The organism is Chryseobacterium sp. AC405b, assembly GCF_979258685.1.
The window spans coordinates 1,277,885-1,294,507 of sequence record NZ_OZ409877.1 but is presented as its reverse complement, the minus strand read 5'-3'; the positions used below and the strand labels follow the sequence as shown (position 1 = coordinate 1,294,507).

The following is a 16,623-nucleotide window of genomic DNA, read 5'->3' as shown; positions in this document are numbered from 1 at the left end:
AGTTAAAACAATATTTGATGAATTTATTTTACAGAATCATACTCAAAATTCATGCAATCTGGCAAAGTATACATGATACTGCGTACATAGAAATATGTAAAGCTCGAGGCATGAAAGTAGGTAAAAATGCCGTTTTTATTAAAGCTCCGGCCTTCGGCTCTGAACCATATCTGATTGAAATTGGTGATCGCACAAAGATTACTGCAGGTTGTACGTTCATCAATCATGACGGTGCAATGTATGTTATCAGAAATATGGAAAAATATGCAGATGCCAGAAATTTTGGGAGAATCAAGCTTGGTAACAATTGTTTTGTTGGCAATAACTGTATATTTCTTCCCGGTTCTCAAATGGGCGACAACTGTATTTTGGGAGCAGGTTCTGTTCTGAATTCATCCATGCCGGATAACTCTGTATATGCAGGAGTTCCTGCAAAATTCATCTGCACGATTGAAGAATATGGTGACAAAGCACTTGCAAATAATGTGATGTACCCAAGAGAACTGGAGCCATTTCGTTCTAAATTAGATGTATACATCAAAGAAAATCTCCCTCATAATTATAAACACATAAAAAAATAAATGATTGAAAAGAAAAAAATTCTCATTCGTATAGGCTCTCTGCGTCACGGCGGTGCTGAAAAAGTTTTGGTAACCTTTCTCAAAAATCTTCCGGAAGACAAATACGAAATCGATTTATTATTAAATCTATATTCTGGCAAATATCTGAGCGAAGTACCCAAGTGGATCAACATTATCTATCTGAATAAAGGTGAAATGATTACAACCAACCGACTGCAGGATATCCCGGAAAAAGCTGCAAGAGTAATTTTCCAAAAGGTGCTGAAAGAATTTCCGGATCTCTTGTATACCCTTATATTAAAAGATAAGAAGTACGATATTGAGTTTGCGGCTATCCATGGGATGAGAGACGAAATCCTTCACTCTACACATCATACTTCAAAAAAAATTGTCTGGATTCATAATGATCTTTCACAGGTAAAAGAATATACTGATGAGGAGATCCGTAAGTTTTTCGGGTTTGATTCTATCATGGTGATTTCAAAGAAAATTGAACAATTATTTCACGATTTAGCCAGAAATGAAGCCGAAAAGCAGAAAATTGTAAAAATTTATAATCCTTTAGATACCAAAGAAATTGTAACCAAAGCCGAACAGCCGGTTATTAATTATGAGTTTGATGATGAGATTCCTACGTTTATTTCTGTTGGAACCGTTTTTCCTCAGAAAGGTTTTGACAGGCTCCTGAAAGTTCACAAAAAATTACTTGATGAAGGATTTTTACATAAAATATTAATTGTAGGTGATGGTTATGATTTTGAAAATATCAAACAATTAAAAACAGAATTGGGAGTTGATAAAACGGCTACAATGCTTGGCTTCACAGACAATCCTTATCCATATTTTAAGAATTCAGATTTTTATATTTTGAGTTCGAGATATGAAGGTTTTCCTACTGTACTGTTTGAAGCAATTACATTGAAAAAGAAAATAATCGCAACAGAAGTTTCCGGTGTGAACGAAATGCTAAATAATGGTGAGTTGGGTCTTATTGTAGAAAATTCTGAAGAAGGAATCTATCTAGGGATGAAAAAAGCTTTGACTGAACCCCAATATTTCTCCGTATTCACCGAAAAACTTCAAAATTACTCCATGCCTTTCAATCTTGATCATTCTGTTGCAAGAATAGTTTCGGTTTTAGATGAATTATAATTAAAATTTAATCCTGATAAAAAATAAAAGAGAATCCGTAAATTTGCCGCATGCCCAAAACATATTCAATCATACAGAAAGATTTTTACAGAGAAAGCGGAGAATGGCTTTCGCCCATTCAGATTTTGCTGAAATGCATCAACCCGAATCTTCATTTTATTTATATTTTAAGAAAAACTCAGAAATTTAATAAAACTCCTCTCTTAGGATTATACTGGAAGATTGTTTTAAGGCATTTTCAGATAAAATATGGTTTTCAGATTTATCCTGAAACACAGATAGGAGAAGGTTTGTACCTGGGTCATTGGGGAAGTTTGGTCGTAAATCCCAAAGCAGTAATCGGCAGAAACTGTAACATCGCACAAGGTGTAACGATCGGCCAACAAAACCGGGGAAAAAATGAAGGCTTCCCAATCATTGGTGATGACGTCTGGATCGGTCCTAATGCTGTAATTGTAGGCAGTGTAAAAATTGGAAATAATGTTTTAATTGCTCCGAATTCTTATGTGAACACAGATGTGCCCGATAATTCTATTGTTGCAGGAAACAAAGCGAAAATATATCCTACTGCCAATGCAACTGAAGGATATATCAACAACAGGGTATAAATATTGATTTTTTTATATTTTATCTATATTAAATTCTGTTAAAAAAGATTGTAACTACATCAAAATTTATATTTTTGTACTGTTATTGATTTAGTCTATTGAATTTGGAAATAATTTAAACGGAATAAATAATCATCTATTTTAATCTTATTTATGTCACAGTCGTACAAAGTTATTTTTGAAAACAACAGAAAATGGGTAGAGTCTAAAATCGCAAAAAACCCAATGTTCTTTGAAGATTTAGCCAAAACTCAAAATCCTGACTATTTATACATCGGCTGTTCAGACAGCAGAGTGACAGCAGAAGAATTGATGGGTACAGAACCGGGCGAAGTTTTTGTAACAAGAAATATCGCTAATGTTGTCAATACTTTAGATATGAGTTCTACCGCTGTAATTCAATATGCTGTAGAACATTTAAAAGTAAAACACATTATTGTCTGTGGACACTATAATTGTGGTGGTGTAAAAGCAGCCATGACGCCTCAGGATTTAGGACTATTAAATCCTTGGCTGAGAAACATCCGTGATGTCTACAGATTACACCAAGCAGAGCTGGATTCTATCAATGATGAAGGAAAACGTTATGACAGACTTGTAGAACTGAATGTTCAGGAGCAATGCATCAACGTTATAAAAATGGCTTGCGTGCAGGAAAGATATATCATTGATGAATTTCCTGTGGTGCATGGTTGGGTTTTTGACCTGAGAACCGGAAAAATTATTGATCTGGAGATTGACTTTGAAAAAATCTTAAAAGACATACAAAAAATATATAATCTTACCAGCTCAGACTGGGTAATGAGCAGAAAGACAAAATAATCTTTCAAAAAAATAAAGAGTAAATGAAATTCTGGAGTGTTATTACATTAATGATTGTCCTCAACTTTACAGCTTTGCCCAGCATTGCTGCTATTGCTGATTGGGATATCATGACGACCAATGTAATCGTCAACGAAGAAGAAACCCACTCTCACTACTCATCTCTCTTTTCAGTTTACGAAAAAACACTTCCAAAAACATTAGATGTCTATGATTATCTTAAGTTTTTTGAACCCGATCTTGAAGGAAAATCTTTCACACTCATCGATGATTCTTTTCATCTTTCACCTTTAATGCGTATATTTTCTCCTCCTCCGGAAGCTTAGTTATACTACGTTTATCTATTCAGATCATTTTTGATTCTGGACACTTCTATTTTGTATTAATTCCAGTCTTATCTGATTGGTTTTAGTCAATCATTTATTTTACACAACGCAATAACGTATTTTTCAATTGTCATGAAAAAATCAAAATCTTTCTTTGGAGGAATTCAGGAGAACTTCCCTTCGGGTCTCGTCGTATTTTTAGTAGCTCTTCCCCTCTGTTTAGGAATCGCCATAGCATCCGGAGCACCACCCTTATCCGGAATTATCTCCGGAATCATCGGCGGTTTGGTAATCGGTGCCATCAGTAATTCAAATATATCGGTTTCAGGACCTGCAGCAGGATTAACAGCAATTGTTTTGACTGCTATTTCTGACCTGGGTGCATTTGAGCTTTTTCTTTGTGCAGGGCTTATTGCCGGCACGATTCAACTTATTTTAGGATTTGTAAGAGCCGGAAGTATTTCCAACTACTTTCCTAATAATGTGATTGAAGGAATGCTTGCCGGAATTGGTATCATCATCATATTAAAACAAATTCCACACGCTTTGGGATTTGATAAAGATTATGAAGGTCATGAATCTATTTTTGATAAAGGATTAAATTTTGGATACTTCAACGAGTTATTTGGTGCTGTACATCCAGGTGCAATTATTGTTACTTTGGTTTCTGTCGGAATTCTTTTGGCTTGGGACAAAATCCCTTTCCTAAAAAGACTGAAGATGCTTCCGGGAGCTTTGGTTGCTGTTGTTGCAGGAATTTTATTAAATGAAATATTCAAAATTTCTGAAAGTACATTAGCTATTGGTCCCGAACATTTAGTTCCTTTGCCTGTACCCAAAACTATAGAAGATTTTAAAAATTTGATTACAACACCTGATTTTAGCGGTCTTACAAATTACAAAGTCTGGATCGCCGGCGCAACTATAGCTGTTGTTGCATCCGTTGAAACACTTCTTTGCATAGAAGCATCGGATCGATTAGATGTTCAAAGAAGAATTACAGATACGAATCTCGAGCTAAAGGCACAAGGAATCGGTAACTTAGTAAGCTCATTAATTGGCGGACTTCCTATGACCTCTGTAGTAGTAAGAAGTTCTGCTAATGCCAATGCCGGTGCAACTTCAAAAGTTTCAACAATGATTCATGGTGTCTTACTACTGGTTTGTGTACTTACAATTCCGTTTTTACTAAATCTAATTCCTTTGGCAACATTGGCTGCGGTATTAATTTTGGTAGGATATAAATTGGCAAAACCTGCAACATTCAAACATTTCTGGCATCTTGGTAAATTCCAGTTTATTCCTTTCGTAGCGACTGTGGTGGCAATTGTTGCAACAGATTTGCTAAAAGGAGTAGGAATTGGTCTTGCCATCTCGGTTTTCTATATACTTCAGGGGAATATGAAGCGTGCCTATTATTTGAGCAGAGAAAAATTAGACGATGCAGACGGGATCACTATGAAATTAGCAGAGGAAGTTTCTTTCTTAAACAAAGCAGCCATTAAAAAGACATTGAAAAATATCAAACCCAATTCTACATTAATTATTGATGCCACAGGAACTTCTTATATTGCGACTGATGTATTGGAAATGATTCAGGATTTTGCAAATATTCGTGCAAAAGAAGAAGATATTAACGTAGAACTTTTAGGCTTCAAAACTTCGTACAAAGATTACGAAACTGATGAAGACTCACATATCGTCATTACTCACAAAAGAGCAATGTAAATTAAACAAAATCAATTTTAAATTTAAATTTAATTCAAAAAAACATACAGTTATATGAAAGCACATACATCTGAAACACAATCGACCATTACTCCTGAAAAAGCACTAGAATTCTTGAAAGAAGGAAATCACAGATTCGTAGGTAACCTTAAAGCGAACAGAGATCTTCTGGAACAAGTAAATGCTACTCGTGAAGGACAATGGCCATTTGCAGTGGTGTTGAGCTGTATCGACAGCCGTACTTCTGCAGAATTAATTTTTGACCAGGGTCTGGGCGATGTTTTCAGCATCAGAATTGCTGGTAATTTCGTGAATCAGGATATCTTAGGCTCAATGGAATTTGGCTGTAATGTAGCCGGATCTAAATTAGTGGTTGTTTTAGGACATACTAAATGTGGAGCTTTAAAAGGCGGATTGGATGCTGCTAAAATCGAAGGCATGGGAATGGATAACCTGAACCATCTGATTGATCATTTTGATCCGATTATTAAAACAATTATCCAAGATGGTGAAGAGCGAACTTCTGCAAACGCAGATCTTCTTGAAAGACTGAATCAGCACAATGTAAAAAATGCAATCGATGATATCCGTAAGCAAAGTTCTACTTTGAGAAGACTTGAAGAAGAGGGTAAGATCAAAATCGTTGGTGCAAATTACGATGTAGAGACTGGTGTTGTAACCTGGTTATAAAACCAATATAGTAAATATGAACGACGGGAGCAAAGCTCCCGCCGTTTTTTTGTGTCATTCTGATTAAAGTATATGTATATAAATTTACTTTCCGTTAAATGCTGACATTGTATTCCCAATTCCGGCAAAAACAAATGACAGACAGGCTTTGGAAAACTTTTCAATTCGTTCTCCCAATTTTTCAGATTCTTCTTCGTTCCATGTTCCGAGAACGTAATCGACTTGTCTGCCTTCAGAAAACTCTGCAGAAATCCCAAACCGCAATCTCGCATAATTCTGAGTCTGTAAACTTTCCTGAATACTTTTAAGACCATTATGTCCTGCATCAGAACCTTTCATTTTCATTCTTAGAGTTCCGAAAGGTAAAGCAAGATCGTCGGTAACAATCATCACATTTTCCAACGGAATATTTTCTTTCTGCATCCAGAATTTTACGGCGTTACCAGATAAATTCATGTAGGTGTCTGGTTTTAGCACAAAAACTTTTCTGCCTTTATATTTCCCTTCAGCCAGCCATCCAAAGTTGCTTGTATTAAAAGAAGTTTCCAGACTTTCTGCTATTTTATCAGCAACCTTAAAGCCTATATTGTGACGCGTATTTTCATATTCCGGTCCTTTGTTACCCAAACCGACAATTAAATATTTCATGAGAAATTTTTTGCAAAATTAAGAGATATAAAACAAAAAACTCAATCCTGTAAGAATTGAGTTTAAATATTTTTTAGTAACGTTTTTATAAAGGCTTATAAAAATAATTTACACTAAAACCTTGTGTCATGTAGGTCTGCTCATCATATCTATACGCTGTTGAGAAAATAACAGGTGTAGGAATTGGTGGCGCAAGATCTGTAATGGTAAGTCTCTTTGGATTGTTCGGAGACATAATAAAAGATTTGTCGTCTCCGTCATTCGTAGATAAAAGTGCCGAAACTTTGTATGCAAAAGGCAATAAAGTATACGGGTTGATGTGAGAATCATAGTTTAAAAACTCATAACCGTATTTCGACAACGCCGGACCGTTGACCCCTGCACTGATTTTACCGTAATGTCTTTCTACCTTAGAAACATTATCTCCCAAATAAGTATACCATGTTTTAGAATAATCTTTATATTCAAAAGGTACTCCAGGAGCATCAGGACCATCCTTCATGTTAATGATATCAAGCTTACCTGTTGTTGCGCTATAAGATAAGTCATAAATTCTTTTGTTTCTTTTATCAAGAACATAAGGACCCGCAGGCGTTGTTGGAGGTACAGCCGGAGTTCTTTTATAGGTCGCTCTGTTTTCTGAAATAATGGTTAATCTACCTAAGTTTCCATAAGTAAACAACTGTGTATAAACAATACTATCATCTTCTACAGTACCATTTCCATCAAGATCCAGACGACCGTTGAAAGTGATCTGACTGATCTTATCGCCACTCCACATAACATTGGTGACAGAATTTCCCGGCGTAATCACTTTGGTCAAAAGCAAACCATTATATTGATATTCTGCAATTGTTGCTGCATCTGTAACTTCTCTGAATAAAGCTCTTGGACCGTTAAAACCACTATTTGGATTTAAATCAATCAATGGGTTTCCTTCTTCATCAACCAAATCTTTACAAGAATGAATAGATGAAATACCAGCTACAAGTAAAATAAAATAGAATATTTGTTTCATTTCCGAAGGGTATTATTTATATTTCCACAAATATAATTTTTTTTTGAATAAAAATCATGTTTTTATTTATATTATCATAAAACTAACAAATAAAAACACCTTATAAAGCCTTATAAATATATTTTTGAGCTTGAGACTGATCCGAAGTTGGATAATTCATCGAATCATATAGATAAGTTAGATTACCAGACGAAACCGGAATAGGAGTTGGTGAAAGAGGTGAAAGAATTTCAATACTGAAACTTGTATAATTATTAGCAGATAATGTTGAAAAATTAAGAGGATGTACCAAACTCCACATGACAAAAAATGTTTTTGGTAACGTGTTATAAGGGTTTATCTTATTATCATAAGCCGGATAATTGTAGGCAGTCGTTGTTACCTGAACAGACAGATCAGGCGCACCCGACGGAGTAGTAGCACCCGATTCGGCTGTCATTTTTGTTATATTATCTCCTGTATAGGTAAAATTATAATTGGTAAACTGAACGTAAGTAGTTCCCGTTTTTTTCTTTTCTACAATTTTCGTCATTTTACTAGCACCATCGTAGGTATAGGTGTACTCCATATTGAAATGAGGTGCACCACCTAAAGTTGTTTGGCAAGTGGTATAATTTATTTTACCATTAGAATCATAGGTGACAGCAAAATTATATGCTATATTATTCGCTGGGACAGTTCCATTGATTTCCTGTCCGAACTTCACATTAGTAATTTTACCCGAGGTATAAGTCGGCGTTCCAATGAAAAATGATGTAGGACCACTTGTTTCTTTGAAAATTGCTTTTTGTAAAATATTTCCGGTGGTTACAAATTCTTGATTAGTCACATTATTGACAACAATCTTGTGTAAAATTCTGGGCCTGTAATTGTGGGACCTGGAGTTCCACCGCCACTCCCGCCCGGAGTGTTATTAGGATTATTTTGGTTAAGAGGATCTGCGGTAGTATTGTCGCACGAGAACATGAAGAAAAGAAGTAGAACTGCTACTACTTTAAAAAAGTTGTTTCTAATCATAAAATTTAGTTTTTTTTAGTTCACAAATATAATTATTTTTCAACATGACTAGACTTAAATTTAATTTTTATCAAAAAAAATCTAAAAACATGATTTTTAGATTTAATTATTGAAATATTAATGTGAAATATTAAATGGATACTTTTTAAATTCCTAAAATAGATTTTAACAAAACATTCACCTCATCCACATTTTGAACCCCGTCTTTTCTCATCATCAGCTGATTGCCATCTTTATTTATTTTCTCTTTCAACTGTGCCTGCGACGGGTTTTGAGTTAAGTAACTGATGATATGTCTGAATTTATCGGTCTGATAGAATTTATCTTGCGGATTATTCGGGAAATAGCCTAAGAAAGTTCCGTTTTTCATAACGATTTTCTCAAAACCTATATCTGCAGCAAGCCATTTCAGCGCAACACTTTTCAAGAGATTGATTGCATCATCGGGTAAATTTCCGAAACGGTCGGTCAATTCAGATTCAAATTTCTGAAGATCAATTTCATTATCAATTTCAGCTAATTTCTGATACAACAAGAGCCTTTCTTCCGTGCTTGAAATATAAGAATCCGGCAACATCAATTCTAAATCTGTATCGATATTGACATCTTTAACCGATTTAAATAATTTCTGACGATCTTCTTCATTTTCAAAAAGATTTTCAAAATCTTTATCATCTTTCAGTTCTTCCAAAGCTTCCTGCATCATTTTCTGATAGGTTTCAAAGCCCATTTCATTGATAAATCCGCTTTGTTCACCTCCCAATAAATCTCCTGCACCACGTATCTCCAGATCTTTCATTGCAATCTGAAAACCACTTCCCAAATCTGAGAACTGCTCAATAGCTTCGAGCCTTTTTCTTGCATCAGAAGTCACCATATCTAAAGGCGGAGTGATGAGATAACAAAAAGCTTTTCTGTTGCTTCTACCAACACGACCTCTCATCTGGTGAAGATCTGCCATCCCGAAACGCTGTGCATCATTGATAAACATGGTATTGGCATTGGGTACATCTACTCCACTTTCTACAATGGTGGTGGCAACCAAAACATCATATTTCCCTTCCATAAAATCAAGCACATTTCTTTCCAGCTGTTTGCCTTCCATTTGTCCGTGACCTGTAATTACTCTCGCATCGGGAACCAGTCTTTGGATCAGACCTGCGATGTCTTTCAGGTTTTCAACCCTGTTATTGATAAAATAAACCTGTCCGTCACGCTGTAACTCGTAAGATACCGCATCACGGATAATCTCTTCACTAAAACCAACCATATGAGTTTCCACAGGCTGCCTGTTTGGCGGCGGCGTTTTGATAACTGATAAATCTCTCGCGGCCATCAATGAAAACTGCAAAGTTCTGGGGATTGGTGTTGCCGTCAAAGTCAGAGTATCAATATTTGATTTTAAAGTTTTCAATTTGTCTTTTACCGAAACTCCGAATTTATGCTCTTCATCGATAATCAATAAACCCAAATCTTTAAATTTCACTTTCTCAGAAGCCAACTGATGCGTTCCGATCACGATGTCTATTTTTCCGTCTTTTAAGCCGGCTATCGTTTCAGCTTTTTGTTTTGCCGATCTGAATCTGTTTAAATAAGAAACATTGACAGGAAAATCTTTCAGCCTCTCGGTAAAACTGCGGTAATGCTGAAATGCCAGAATCGTTGTAGGAACTAAGATAGCAACCTGTTTACCATCTGTTGCCGCTTTAAATGCGGCACGAATAGCAACTTCAGTTTTTCCGAAACCTACATCTCCACAAACCAAACGATCCATAACCGTGTCTGCTTCCATATCATTTTTCACATCAATGGTTGCTTTTTCCTGATCCGGAGTATCTTCGTAGATGAAACTTGCTTCCAGTTCATTTTGCAAATAAGAGTCCGGTGTATAAGCAAATCCTTTGGCGGTTTTTCTTTCGGCGTATAATTTAATCAAATCAAAAGCGATCTGTTTTACTTTGGCTTTTGTTTTCTGTTTTAAAGATTTCCAGGCAGGAGAACCGAGTTTGCTCAAAACAACTTCCCTTCCATCCGGGCCGTTATACTTTGAAATTTTATGTAATGAATGAATACTTACATATAATAAGTCTCCATTTTTATAAGTCAGTTTAAAACACTCCTGAATTTTACCATCGTTATTCACTTTCACCAATCCCATGAATTTTCCGATTCCGTGGTCGATGTGAGCGATGTAATCTCCCACTTTTAAAGACATTAAATCCTTCAACGTAAGCTGTTCAGATTTTGCAAACGTATTTTTGGCTTTATATCTTTGATAACGGTCAAAAATCTGGTGGTCGGTATAAACGAGAAGCTTGTGATCGGTGTCTACAAAACCTTCGTGAAGTTCAGATTTAAAACTTTTAAACGAAATTTTAGACGACCCGGACTGAGCAAAATCGATGTCTTCAAAAATAGATTCCAGCCTTTCTTTCTGTTTATCGGTCGCAAAAGAAATCCAGGTATCAAAACCTTGCTCTTGTTTTTCTTCTAAATCTTCAATTAATAATTCAAAATTTTTGTGGAAAGAAGGTTGCTGGGTTTGATTGAGCTGAAGTGCTTCAGAGTCTGAGAGTTCGAGAGTCTGTGAACTGAAATCAATGGTTTTGAATTTTTTATAGTCAAACAAAAACTCTTCGTCTGAAATAAATAATTCCTGCGGAGTTCTGTGCGAAATATCTTTGCTTAAACTATCATATTTCTCCAATGATTTTTCATAAAAGCTTCTGATTTTATTTAAGCCTACAACCGCATTTTTCGAAATCACAAAACTGTCTTTCGGCAACAGTTCCAGCAAAGAAACACGACTTCCTGAAACCGAATAATTCATATTTGAAACCAATTGAAAGTCTTTTATCTTATCTACAGAAAGCTGAGTTTCAATATCAAAAGTTTTAATGTTTTCAACTTCATTACCGAAGAAAGTAATTCGATACGGTTTTTCGTTGGAGTAAGAAAAAACATCTACAATTCCTCCTCTCACAGAAAATTCTCCCGGCTCAGAAACAAAGTCGGTCTGCTGAAACTGATAATGTGAGAGCAATTCATCCACAAAATCAAAATCAAGCTGATCGCCAACTGTGATGTGATGAGAAATCGCTTTAAAATCTTCCTTCTTTAAAACCTTTTCAGACAAAGCGCCCATGTATGCAACAATGATCTTCGGAGATTTTTCAGAATTTATTTTATTTAAAACATCCGTTCGTAAAACCAAGTTGGCATTTTGAGTTTTTTCAACCTGATAAGGCTCAAGATGCGTTGCCGGAAAATATAAAACCTTTTCTTTACCCAGCAAATCCTCCATTTCAGTATTTACATAGAGAGCCTCTTCCTTGTCATCAACAAGATAAAGTATAGTCTTCTTTTGCGTAAGAAAAAGTTCGGCAATAAAAATCGAAACAGATGAGCCTGCACTTCCTTTTACAGAAAGGTGCTGATGATTTTCCAGCTGTACAAAAATTTCTTTCCCGAATTCTTTTTTCAGAAGATCCGGAAGAAAGCTTTCTTTTATGGTTTTTAAATGCATAAAAATAATATAGATATAAACGACAAAAGCGATTTCGGGAGAATTCCGAAACCGTTTTAGCATGACAAAGATAATGCTATTTTTTCTTTAAGATAAATTGAATGGTACCAAATTAATATAAAGCAACAATAAACGATTATAAATCTTAAATTATCAGTATAATTCAAAAAATGAGTTAAAAACAATTCATTTTTAGTCACACGGCATGGTGTTTGGAAAACTAAACCCATAAACCAAAAAAAATAATTTTATGAAAAATGTAATCAAGATTTTAGGAGTTTTTATGCTGGTCATGTTCACAGCAATTTCATTCACATCATGTAGCGACGATGACGATCCGGCTGATAATGATTTCTTTGCAGGAACGTATAAAGGATCTATATCTTACAATGACGGATCTACAACTATCGGATCAGACAATGGTGAAGTGTTTGTAACAAAAATTGCAAGTGCTACGAAATATAACTTCAAATTTTCAAATGGAATTCCTGATCTAAACGGACTTGAATTTGAAAAACAAGGAGATAATTCTTTGGTAATGGTAGGTTCTAACGCATTGGTCTATGTAAGAATAGACAACAACGAATTAAAAATGCTTTATAAAGCAGATGGTAAAACCTGGACAGCCAACGCTACAAGATAATACTGTCAATAAATATTAAAAACCTGTTTCTCTTTTGGGAAGCAGGTTTTTTTATTACCTAAAGCAAGAGTCTATAATTTTTAATTTTCAGCGAGTTTAATTAAGTCTGAAAAAATGATTTTTTGTAGTAAAATTTTAATTAACTTTACCTTACTAAACAATTATAAACACATGAAAAAATTTCTTACCGCAATGTCAATCGTATTGGGATTAGGATTTGCATCTGCTCAACAAGCTGTTCCGGCAACGAAAAGCACAGTACAGAAAACAACTAAAACTGTAAAAGCTGTAAAAAAAGAAGCCGCTAAACCAACAGTAAAACTTAAGAAAGACGGTACTCCCGACAAAAGATTCAAAGAAAACCAAAAATTAAAAAAAGACGGAACACCAGACAAAAGGTATAAAGTGAACAAATAATCAACATATAAAAATATTATTTTCATCATCAATTTTTGAAAAACCGATACATTTTTGTCGGTTTTTTTATGTTTAAATTTCAAAATATAATAACACAATTCTCCACTTATTTATAAATTTGAAACATGTTAAACTTCTTCAAAAAAAATGCAGCATTAATCTGGGCAAAAAATCATGTTCAGAAAGCGAACTATTTTAAGCAAAATGCTGAGAAAAATCAGGAAAAATTACTTTTATCGTTGGTGAAAACTGCTGAGAAAACCCTTTTTGGAAGAGAACATCAATTTGAAAACATCAATTCTATTCAAGATTTTCAGAAAAATGTAATGATTGCAGATTACGAAGATCTCAAACCATACATCGAAAAAGTAAAAAAGGGTCAACGAGAAATTCTCTGGACAGGAACTCCGGAATATTTTGCTAAAACTTCCGGTACCACTTCCGGATCAAAATATATTCCCATTTCAAAAGAAGGAATGCCGTATCAGGTTGCAGGTGCGCAAAGTGCATTATTTCATTATATTTCAAAAAAAGGCAACGCTGATTTCGTTAACGGAAAAATGATTTTTTTGCAGGGAAGTCCGGAACTGGAAGAGGTCTTCGGCATTAAAACAGGCAGACTTTCGGGAATTGTCGCCCATCACATTCCCAAATATCTTCAAAAAAACCGTCTGCCAAGCTGGGAAACCAATCTGATGGAAGACTGGGAAGCAAAAGTCGACAAAATAGTAGAAGAAACGGAAAAAGAAAACATGACCTTGATTTCCGGAATTCCGCCCTGGCTGATCATGTATTTTGAAAAACTCATTGAGAAAAACGGTAAAAAAATAAAACAGCTTTTTCCAAATCTCCAATTAATAGTTACCGGCGGCGTCAATTATGAGCCATATCGTGAAAAAATGGAAGAGCTTTTGGGTGGAAAAGTTGATATTGTGCAAACGTTTCCGGCATCAGAAGGTTTTTTTGCTTTTCAGGATGACTATACTCAGGAAGGACTTCTGCTTTTGACCAATCATGGAATTTTCTACGAATTTATTCCGCTTGAACAATACGGAAAGCCGAATGCAGAAAGATTGACTTTAAAGGAAACTGAGCTCAACAGAGATTACGCTCTGATTTTAACGACAAACTCTGGATTATGGGCATATTCTATCGGTGATGTGGTACGTTTTATTGATAAAAATCCGCACCGGATTCTGGTTAGCGGAAGAACCAAACATTTCACCTCAGCTTTTGGGGAACATGTCATTGCTTTTGAAGTGGAAGAAGCAATGAAAGCTACAGTAGAAAAGTTCTCTGCACAAATTACTGAATTTCATCTGGCTCCAGAGGTCAATCCTGCAGACGGTTTGCCTTACCATGAATGGTTTATAGAATTTGAAAAAGAGCCGGAAAATTTAGACTTATTTAAAAATGAACTGGATGATCAATTGAGAAAACGCAATACTTATTATGATGATCTGGTTGCGGGAAACATTCTTCAGAAATTAAAAATCAGCAGACTTTCAAAAAATGCTTTCCAGGAATATGCAAAATCTCAAGGAAAACTTGGTGGTCAGAATAAAATTCCAAGATTGGCAAATGAAAGAAAAATTGCAGATTTACTGAAAATTTATAAAATTTAAACACATTTTCTTCATTCTGAAAAGATATATTCAAAAAAATTGATAAATTTGGAAAACTAAAATTTTATAATGAAAGCATCTGTACTTTTAAAATCATCTTTACTAACTGGTTTATTTGTCATCTCATCTTGTGCTACTACAAAGTACAGCGAAAACATCTCAACAAATAATTACTCTAATCTTGAAGCGGGAAAAATTTATGTTGTAACGCCTAGAGACGGTTCTAAAAAACAAACGATTTTGTTTAGAAACATCAGTGGAGACAACATTATCGGGACTGCAGGGAAGAAAGACAGCGCAGAAGTAGTGATCCCAAAATCGAATATTGCATCTGTAAAAGACAGATCACAAGGCAGAGTTGCAGGAGGTGCAGTACTTATCGGAGCTGCAGGAGCCGCTGCAATTGTGATCAGTGCTTTGAGAGCAGACTAAAATAGATTTTATCTTTCAAAAGAGATAACCAATTTCTTTTGAAAACACAGTATACCGATAGCCCTGAATGAATATTTAGGGCTATTTTTGCGGAATGATTTCTCTTACTCCGCTTAAAACCCTAGAAAATATAGAATTCAGGAATCTTCTTACAGGAAGATTTTTTATTGTTTTAGCATTCAGAATGCTTGCAACTTTACTTGGCTGGTGGGTGTATCAGTTGACAAAAGATCCCTTCTCTATAGGATTGATCGGACTTTCAGAAGTAATTCCGGCGGTGAGTTGCGCTTTATATGCCGGTCACGTTATTGATATGAATGAAAAGAAAAAATTACTTCTCATATGTACGTATCTGTATGTTTTTCTGATCGGATTATTATTAATTCCTGCTTTTTATAATGTCGAGCTTCATTTTTCGGGACACGAAATCACCTACTATATTTACGCAGTTATCTTTTTTACAGGAATTGTAAGAGCTTTTATTGGTCCTATCGTCCCATCAATGATTCCGAAAATAGTTCAGAAGGTTAATCTTCCCAGTGCCATTACTTTAAATCAGGCAACATTTTTAATTTCTTCTGTTTGTGGTCACGCCGCCGGGGGATTTTTGATTGGGTTGGTTGGTGTAAAATGGACTTTGATTGTGATTATTTCATTAATTTCCGTTGCATCTATATTTTTCTGGCAACTTCAAAAACAATTTTCGGAACATAAAAAAGATGAAATTAAAGTTTGGGAAAGCATGCATGAAGGAATTTCTTATATTTTTAAAACTAAAGAAATTTTAGGTGCGCTTTGCCTGGATATGTTTGCTGTACTTTTTGGCGGTGCCGTTGCGATGATTCCTGTTTTTGCCACTGACATTTTGAAATCAGGTGCTGAAGGTTTTGGATTACTGAATGCTGCTTCAGATATCGGTTCCATGATCATCATTACTACACTCTCCATCATTCCTTTAAGAAAAAATCAGGGTAAAATTTTGCTTGGTGTGGTTGCAGGATTTGGGCTTTGTATCATTGGTTTCGGGCTTTCTCACTATTACTGGTTATCCTTTATGTTTCTGGTTCTAAGCGGAATGCTTGACGGAATTTCCGTTGTCATCCGTGGAACAATTGTACAGCTGAAAACGCCGGATCATATCAGAGGTCGTGTTTTGAGTGTAAATTCTATTTTCATTATGTCGAGTAATGAGATGGGACAGTTTGAAAGCGGGCTGGCTGCAAAATTAATGGGAGTCGTAAGATCTGTAGTATTTGGCGGAAGTATGACCTTAATTATTGCATTGGTGGTAGCAGCTACAAATCCTAAACTAAGAAAAATGCAGTATTAAGACATATTTGGCTAACTTTTGATTATATTAGCAAATTCTAAATACGTGGTTAATAATTTT

At 35.2% G+C, this 16,623-nt stretch carries 17 protein-coding genes; 12 read left to right on the top strand and 5 right to left on the bottom strand.

All coding sequences use genetic code 11. The features are described 5' to 3' along the window. The first annotated feature begins 17 nt into the window (after nucleotides 1-17). The 7 genes from ACZZZA_RS06225 to ACZZZA_RS06195 all read left to right on the top strand — a co-directional run bounded on the left by ACZZZA_RS06225 (nucleotide 18) and on the right by ACZZZA_RS06195 (nucleotide 5,907). Nucleotides 18-581: an acyltransferase gene (locus ACZZZA_RS06225; RefSeq protein WP_463430321.1), complete on the top strand. Its 564-nt coding sequence runs from the start codon at nucleotides 18-20 to the stop codon at nucleotides 579-581. Then, nucleotides 582-1,733, top strand: coding sequence for a glycosyltransferase (locus ACZZZA_RS06220; RefSeq protein WP_463430320.1), 1,152 nt, complete (start codon nucleotides 582-584; stop codon nucleotides 1,731-1,733). A gap of 50 nt (nucleotides 1,734-1,783) precedes the next feature. Further along, the gene (locus ACZZZA_RS06215) at nucleotides 1,784-2,341 is read left to right on the top strand and encodes a serine acetyltransferase (protein ID WP_463430319.1); all 558 of its coding nucleotides are present in this window, start codon (nucleotides 1,784-1,786) and stop codon (nucleotides 2,339-2,341) included. Nucleotides 2,342-2,494: 153 nt separating this feature from the next. Further along, complete coding sequence (locus ACZZZA_RS06210; protein WP_463430318.1) at nucleotides 2,495-3,163, top strand: carbonic anhydrase; 669 nt, start codon at nucleotides 2,495-2,497, stop codon at nucleotides 3,161-3,163. 23 nt (nucleotides 3,164-3,186) lie between these two features. Further along, the gene (locus tag ACZZZA_RS06205) at nucleotides 3,187-3,489 is read left to right on the top strand and encodes a hypothetical protein (protein ID WP_463430317.1); all 303 of its coding nucleotides are present in this window, start codon (nucleotides 3,187-3,189) and stop codon (nucleotides 3,487-3,489) included. Nucleotides 3,490-3,621: 132 nt separating this feature from the next. Continuing rightward, nucleotides 3,622-5,217, top strand: coding sequence for a SulP family inorganic anion transporter (locus tag ACZZZA_RS06200; protein WP_463430316.1), 1,596 nt, complete (start codon nucleotides 3,622-3,624; stop codon nucleotides 5,215-5,217). Between the two features lie 54 nt (nucleotides 5,218-5,271). Next, complete coding sequence (locus ACZZZA_RS06195) at nucleotides 5,272-5,907, top strand: carbonic anhydrase family protein (protein ID WP_463430315.1); 636 nt, start codon at nucleotides 5,272-5,274, stop codon at nucleotides 5,905-5,907. 84 nt (nucleotides 5,908-5,991) lie between these two features. Here the strand turns inward: ACZZZA_RS06195 and pth are convergent, their stop codons facing one another. From pth to mfd, 5 genes are all read right to left on the bottom strand, one after another. Further along, nucleotides 5,992-6,555 carry an aminoacyl-tRNA hydrolase gene (gene pth, locus ACZZZA_RS06190; protein WP_463430314.1) on the bottom strand — a complete coding sequence of 188 codons (564 nt, stop codon included), beginning with the start codon at nucleotides 6,553-6,555 and terminating at the stop codon, nucleotides 5,992-5,994. 85 nt (nucleotides 6,556-6,640) lie between these two features. Next, nucleotides 6,641-7,573 carry a hypothetical protein gene (locus ACZZZA_RS06185; protein WP_463430313.1) on the bottom strand — a complete coding sequence of 311 codons (933 nt, stop codon included), beginning with the start codon at nucleotides 7,571-7,573 and terminating at the stop codon, nucleotides 6,641-6,643. 100 nt (nucleotides 7,574-7,673) lie between these two features. Further along, a complete protein-coding gene (locus ACZZZA_RS06180) occupies nucleotides 7,674-8,402 on the bottom strand; it encodes a hypothetical protein (protein ID WP_463430312.1) in 729 nt (242 codons plus the stop codon). After that, a complete protein-coding gene (locus ACZZZA_RS06175; RefSeq protein ID WP_463430311.1) occupies nucleotides 8,399-8,590 on the bottom strand; it encodes a hypothetical protein in 192 nt (63 codons plus the stop codon). Before ACZZZA_RS06175 ends, ACZZZA_RS06180 begins: the two co-directional genes overlap by 4 nt. Before the next feature lie 145 nt (nucleotides 8,591-8,735). After that, nucleotides 8,736-12,116, bottom strand: a complete 3,381-nt coding sequence (gene mfd / locus ACZZZA_RS06170) for a transcription-repair coupling factor (protein WP_463430310.1) — start codon at nucleotides 12,114-12,116, stop codon at nucleotides 8,736-8,738. A gap of 250 nt (nucleotides 12,117-12,366) precedes the next feature. On the opposite strand from mfd, the gene ACZZZA_RS06165 reads away from it, so the two are divergent. The 5 genes from ACZZZA_RS06165 (at nucleotide 12,367) to ACZZZA_RS06145 (ending at nucleotide 16,563) form a co-directional block, all read left to right on the top strand. After that, nucleotides 12,367-12,759, top strand: a complete 393-nt coding sequence (locus ACZZZA_RS06165) for a hypothetical protein (RefSeq protein WP_463430309.1) — start codon at nucleotides 12,367-12,369, stop codon at nucleotides 12,757-12,759. Between the two features lie 171 nt (nucleotides 12,760-12,930). Beyond that, entirely contained in the window at nucleotides 12,931-13,176 is a 246-nt protein-coding gene (locus tag ACZZZA_RS06160) for a hypothetical protein (protein WP_463430308.1), read from the top strand. Between the two features lie 125 nt (nucleotides 13,177-13,301). Beyond that, a complete protein-coding gene (locus ACZZZA_RS06155; protein WP_463430307.1) occupies nucleotides 13,302-14,801 on the top strand; it encodes a GH3 auxin-responsive promoter family protein in 1,500 nt (499 codons plus the stop codon). Between the two features lie 69 nt (nucleotides 14,802-14,870). After that, nucleotides 14,871-15,233, top strand: a complete 363-nt coding sequence (locus ACZZZA_RS06150) for a hypothetical protein (protein ID WP_463430306.1) — start codon at nucleotides 14,871-14,873, stop codon at nucleotides 15,231-15,233. 94 nt (nucleotides 15,234-15,327) lie between these two features. Further along, on the top strand, nucleotides 15,328-16,563 hold the full coding sequence (locus tag ACZZZA_RS06145; protein WP_463430305.1) for an MFS transporter: 1,236 nt from the start codon (nucleotides 15,328-15,330) through the stop codon (nucleotides 16,561-16,563). The last annotated feature ends 60 nt before the right edge of the window (nucleotides 16,564-16,623 follow it).

Coding starts and splice junctions, on each gene's coding strand:
- ACZZZA_RS06160 (WP_463430308.1), top strand. CDS start 12,931: ATGAAAAAATTTCTTACCGCAATGTCAATCGTATTGGGATTAGGATTT.
- mfd (WP_463430310.1), bottom strand. CDS start 12,116: ATGCATTTAAAAACCATAAAAGAAAGCTTTCTTCCGGATCTTCTGAAA.
- ACZZZA_RS06185 (WP_463430313.1), bottom strand. CDS start 7,573: ATGAAACAAATATTCTATTTTATTTTACTTGTAGCTGGTATTTCATCT.
- ACZZZA_RS06225 (WP_463430321.1), top strand. CDS start 18: ATGAATTTATTTTACAGAATCATACTCAAAATTCATGCAATCTGGCAA.
- ACZZZA_RS06220 (WP_463430320.1), top strand. CDS start 582: ATGATTGAAAAGAAAAAAATTCTCATTCGTATAGGCTCTCTGCGTCAC.
- ACZZZA_RS06155 (WP_463430307.1), top strand. CDS start 13,302: ATGTTAAACTTCTTCAAAAAAAATGCAGCATTAATCTGGGCAAAAAAT.
- ACZZZA_RS06195 (WP_463430315.1), top strand. CDS start 5,272: ATGAAAGCACATACATCTGAAACACAATCGACCATTACTCCTGAAAAA.
- pth (WP_463430314.1), bottom strand. CDS start 6,555: ATGAAATATTTAATTGTCGGTTTGGGTAACAAAGGACCGGAATATGAA.
- ACZZZA_RS06215 (WP_463430319.1), top strand. CDS start 1,784: ATGCCCAAAACATATTCAATCATACAGAAAGATTTTTACAGAGAAAGC.
- ACZZZA_RS06145 (WP_463430305.1), top strand. CDS start 15,328: ATGATTTCTCTTACTCCGCTTAAAACCCTAGAAAATATAGAATTCAGG.
- ACZZZA_RS06200 (WP_463430316.1), top strand. CDS start 3,622: ATGAAAAAATCAAAATCTTTCTTTGGAGGAATTCAGGAGAACTTCCCT.
- ACZZZA_RS06205 (WP_463430317.1), top strand. CDS start 3,187: ATGAAATTCTGGAGTGTTATTACATTAATGATTGTCCTCAACTTTACA.
- ACZZZA_RS06150 (WP_463430306.1), top strand. CDS start 14,871: ATGAAAGCATCTGTACTTTTAAAATCATCTTTACTAACTGGTTTATTT.
- ACZZZA_RS06165 (WP_463430309.1), top strand. CDS start 12,367: ATGAAAAATGTAATCAAGATTTTAGGAGTTTTTATGCTGGTCATGTTC.
- ACZZZA_RS06210 (WP_463430318.1), top strand. CDS start 2,495: ATGTCACAGTCGTACAAAGTTATTTTTGAAAACAACAGAAAATGGGTA.
- ACZZZA_RS06175 (WP_463430311.1), bottom strand. CDS start 8,590: ATGATTAGAAACAACTTTTTTAAAGTAGTAGCAGTTCTACTTCTTTTC.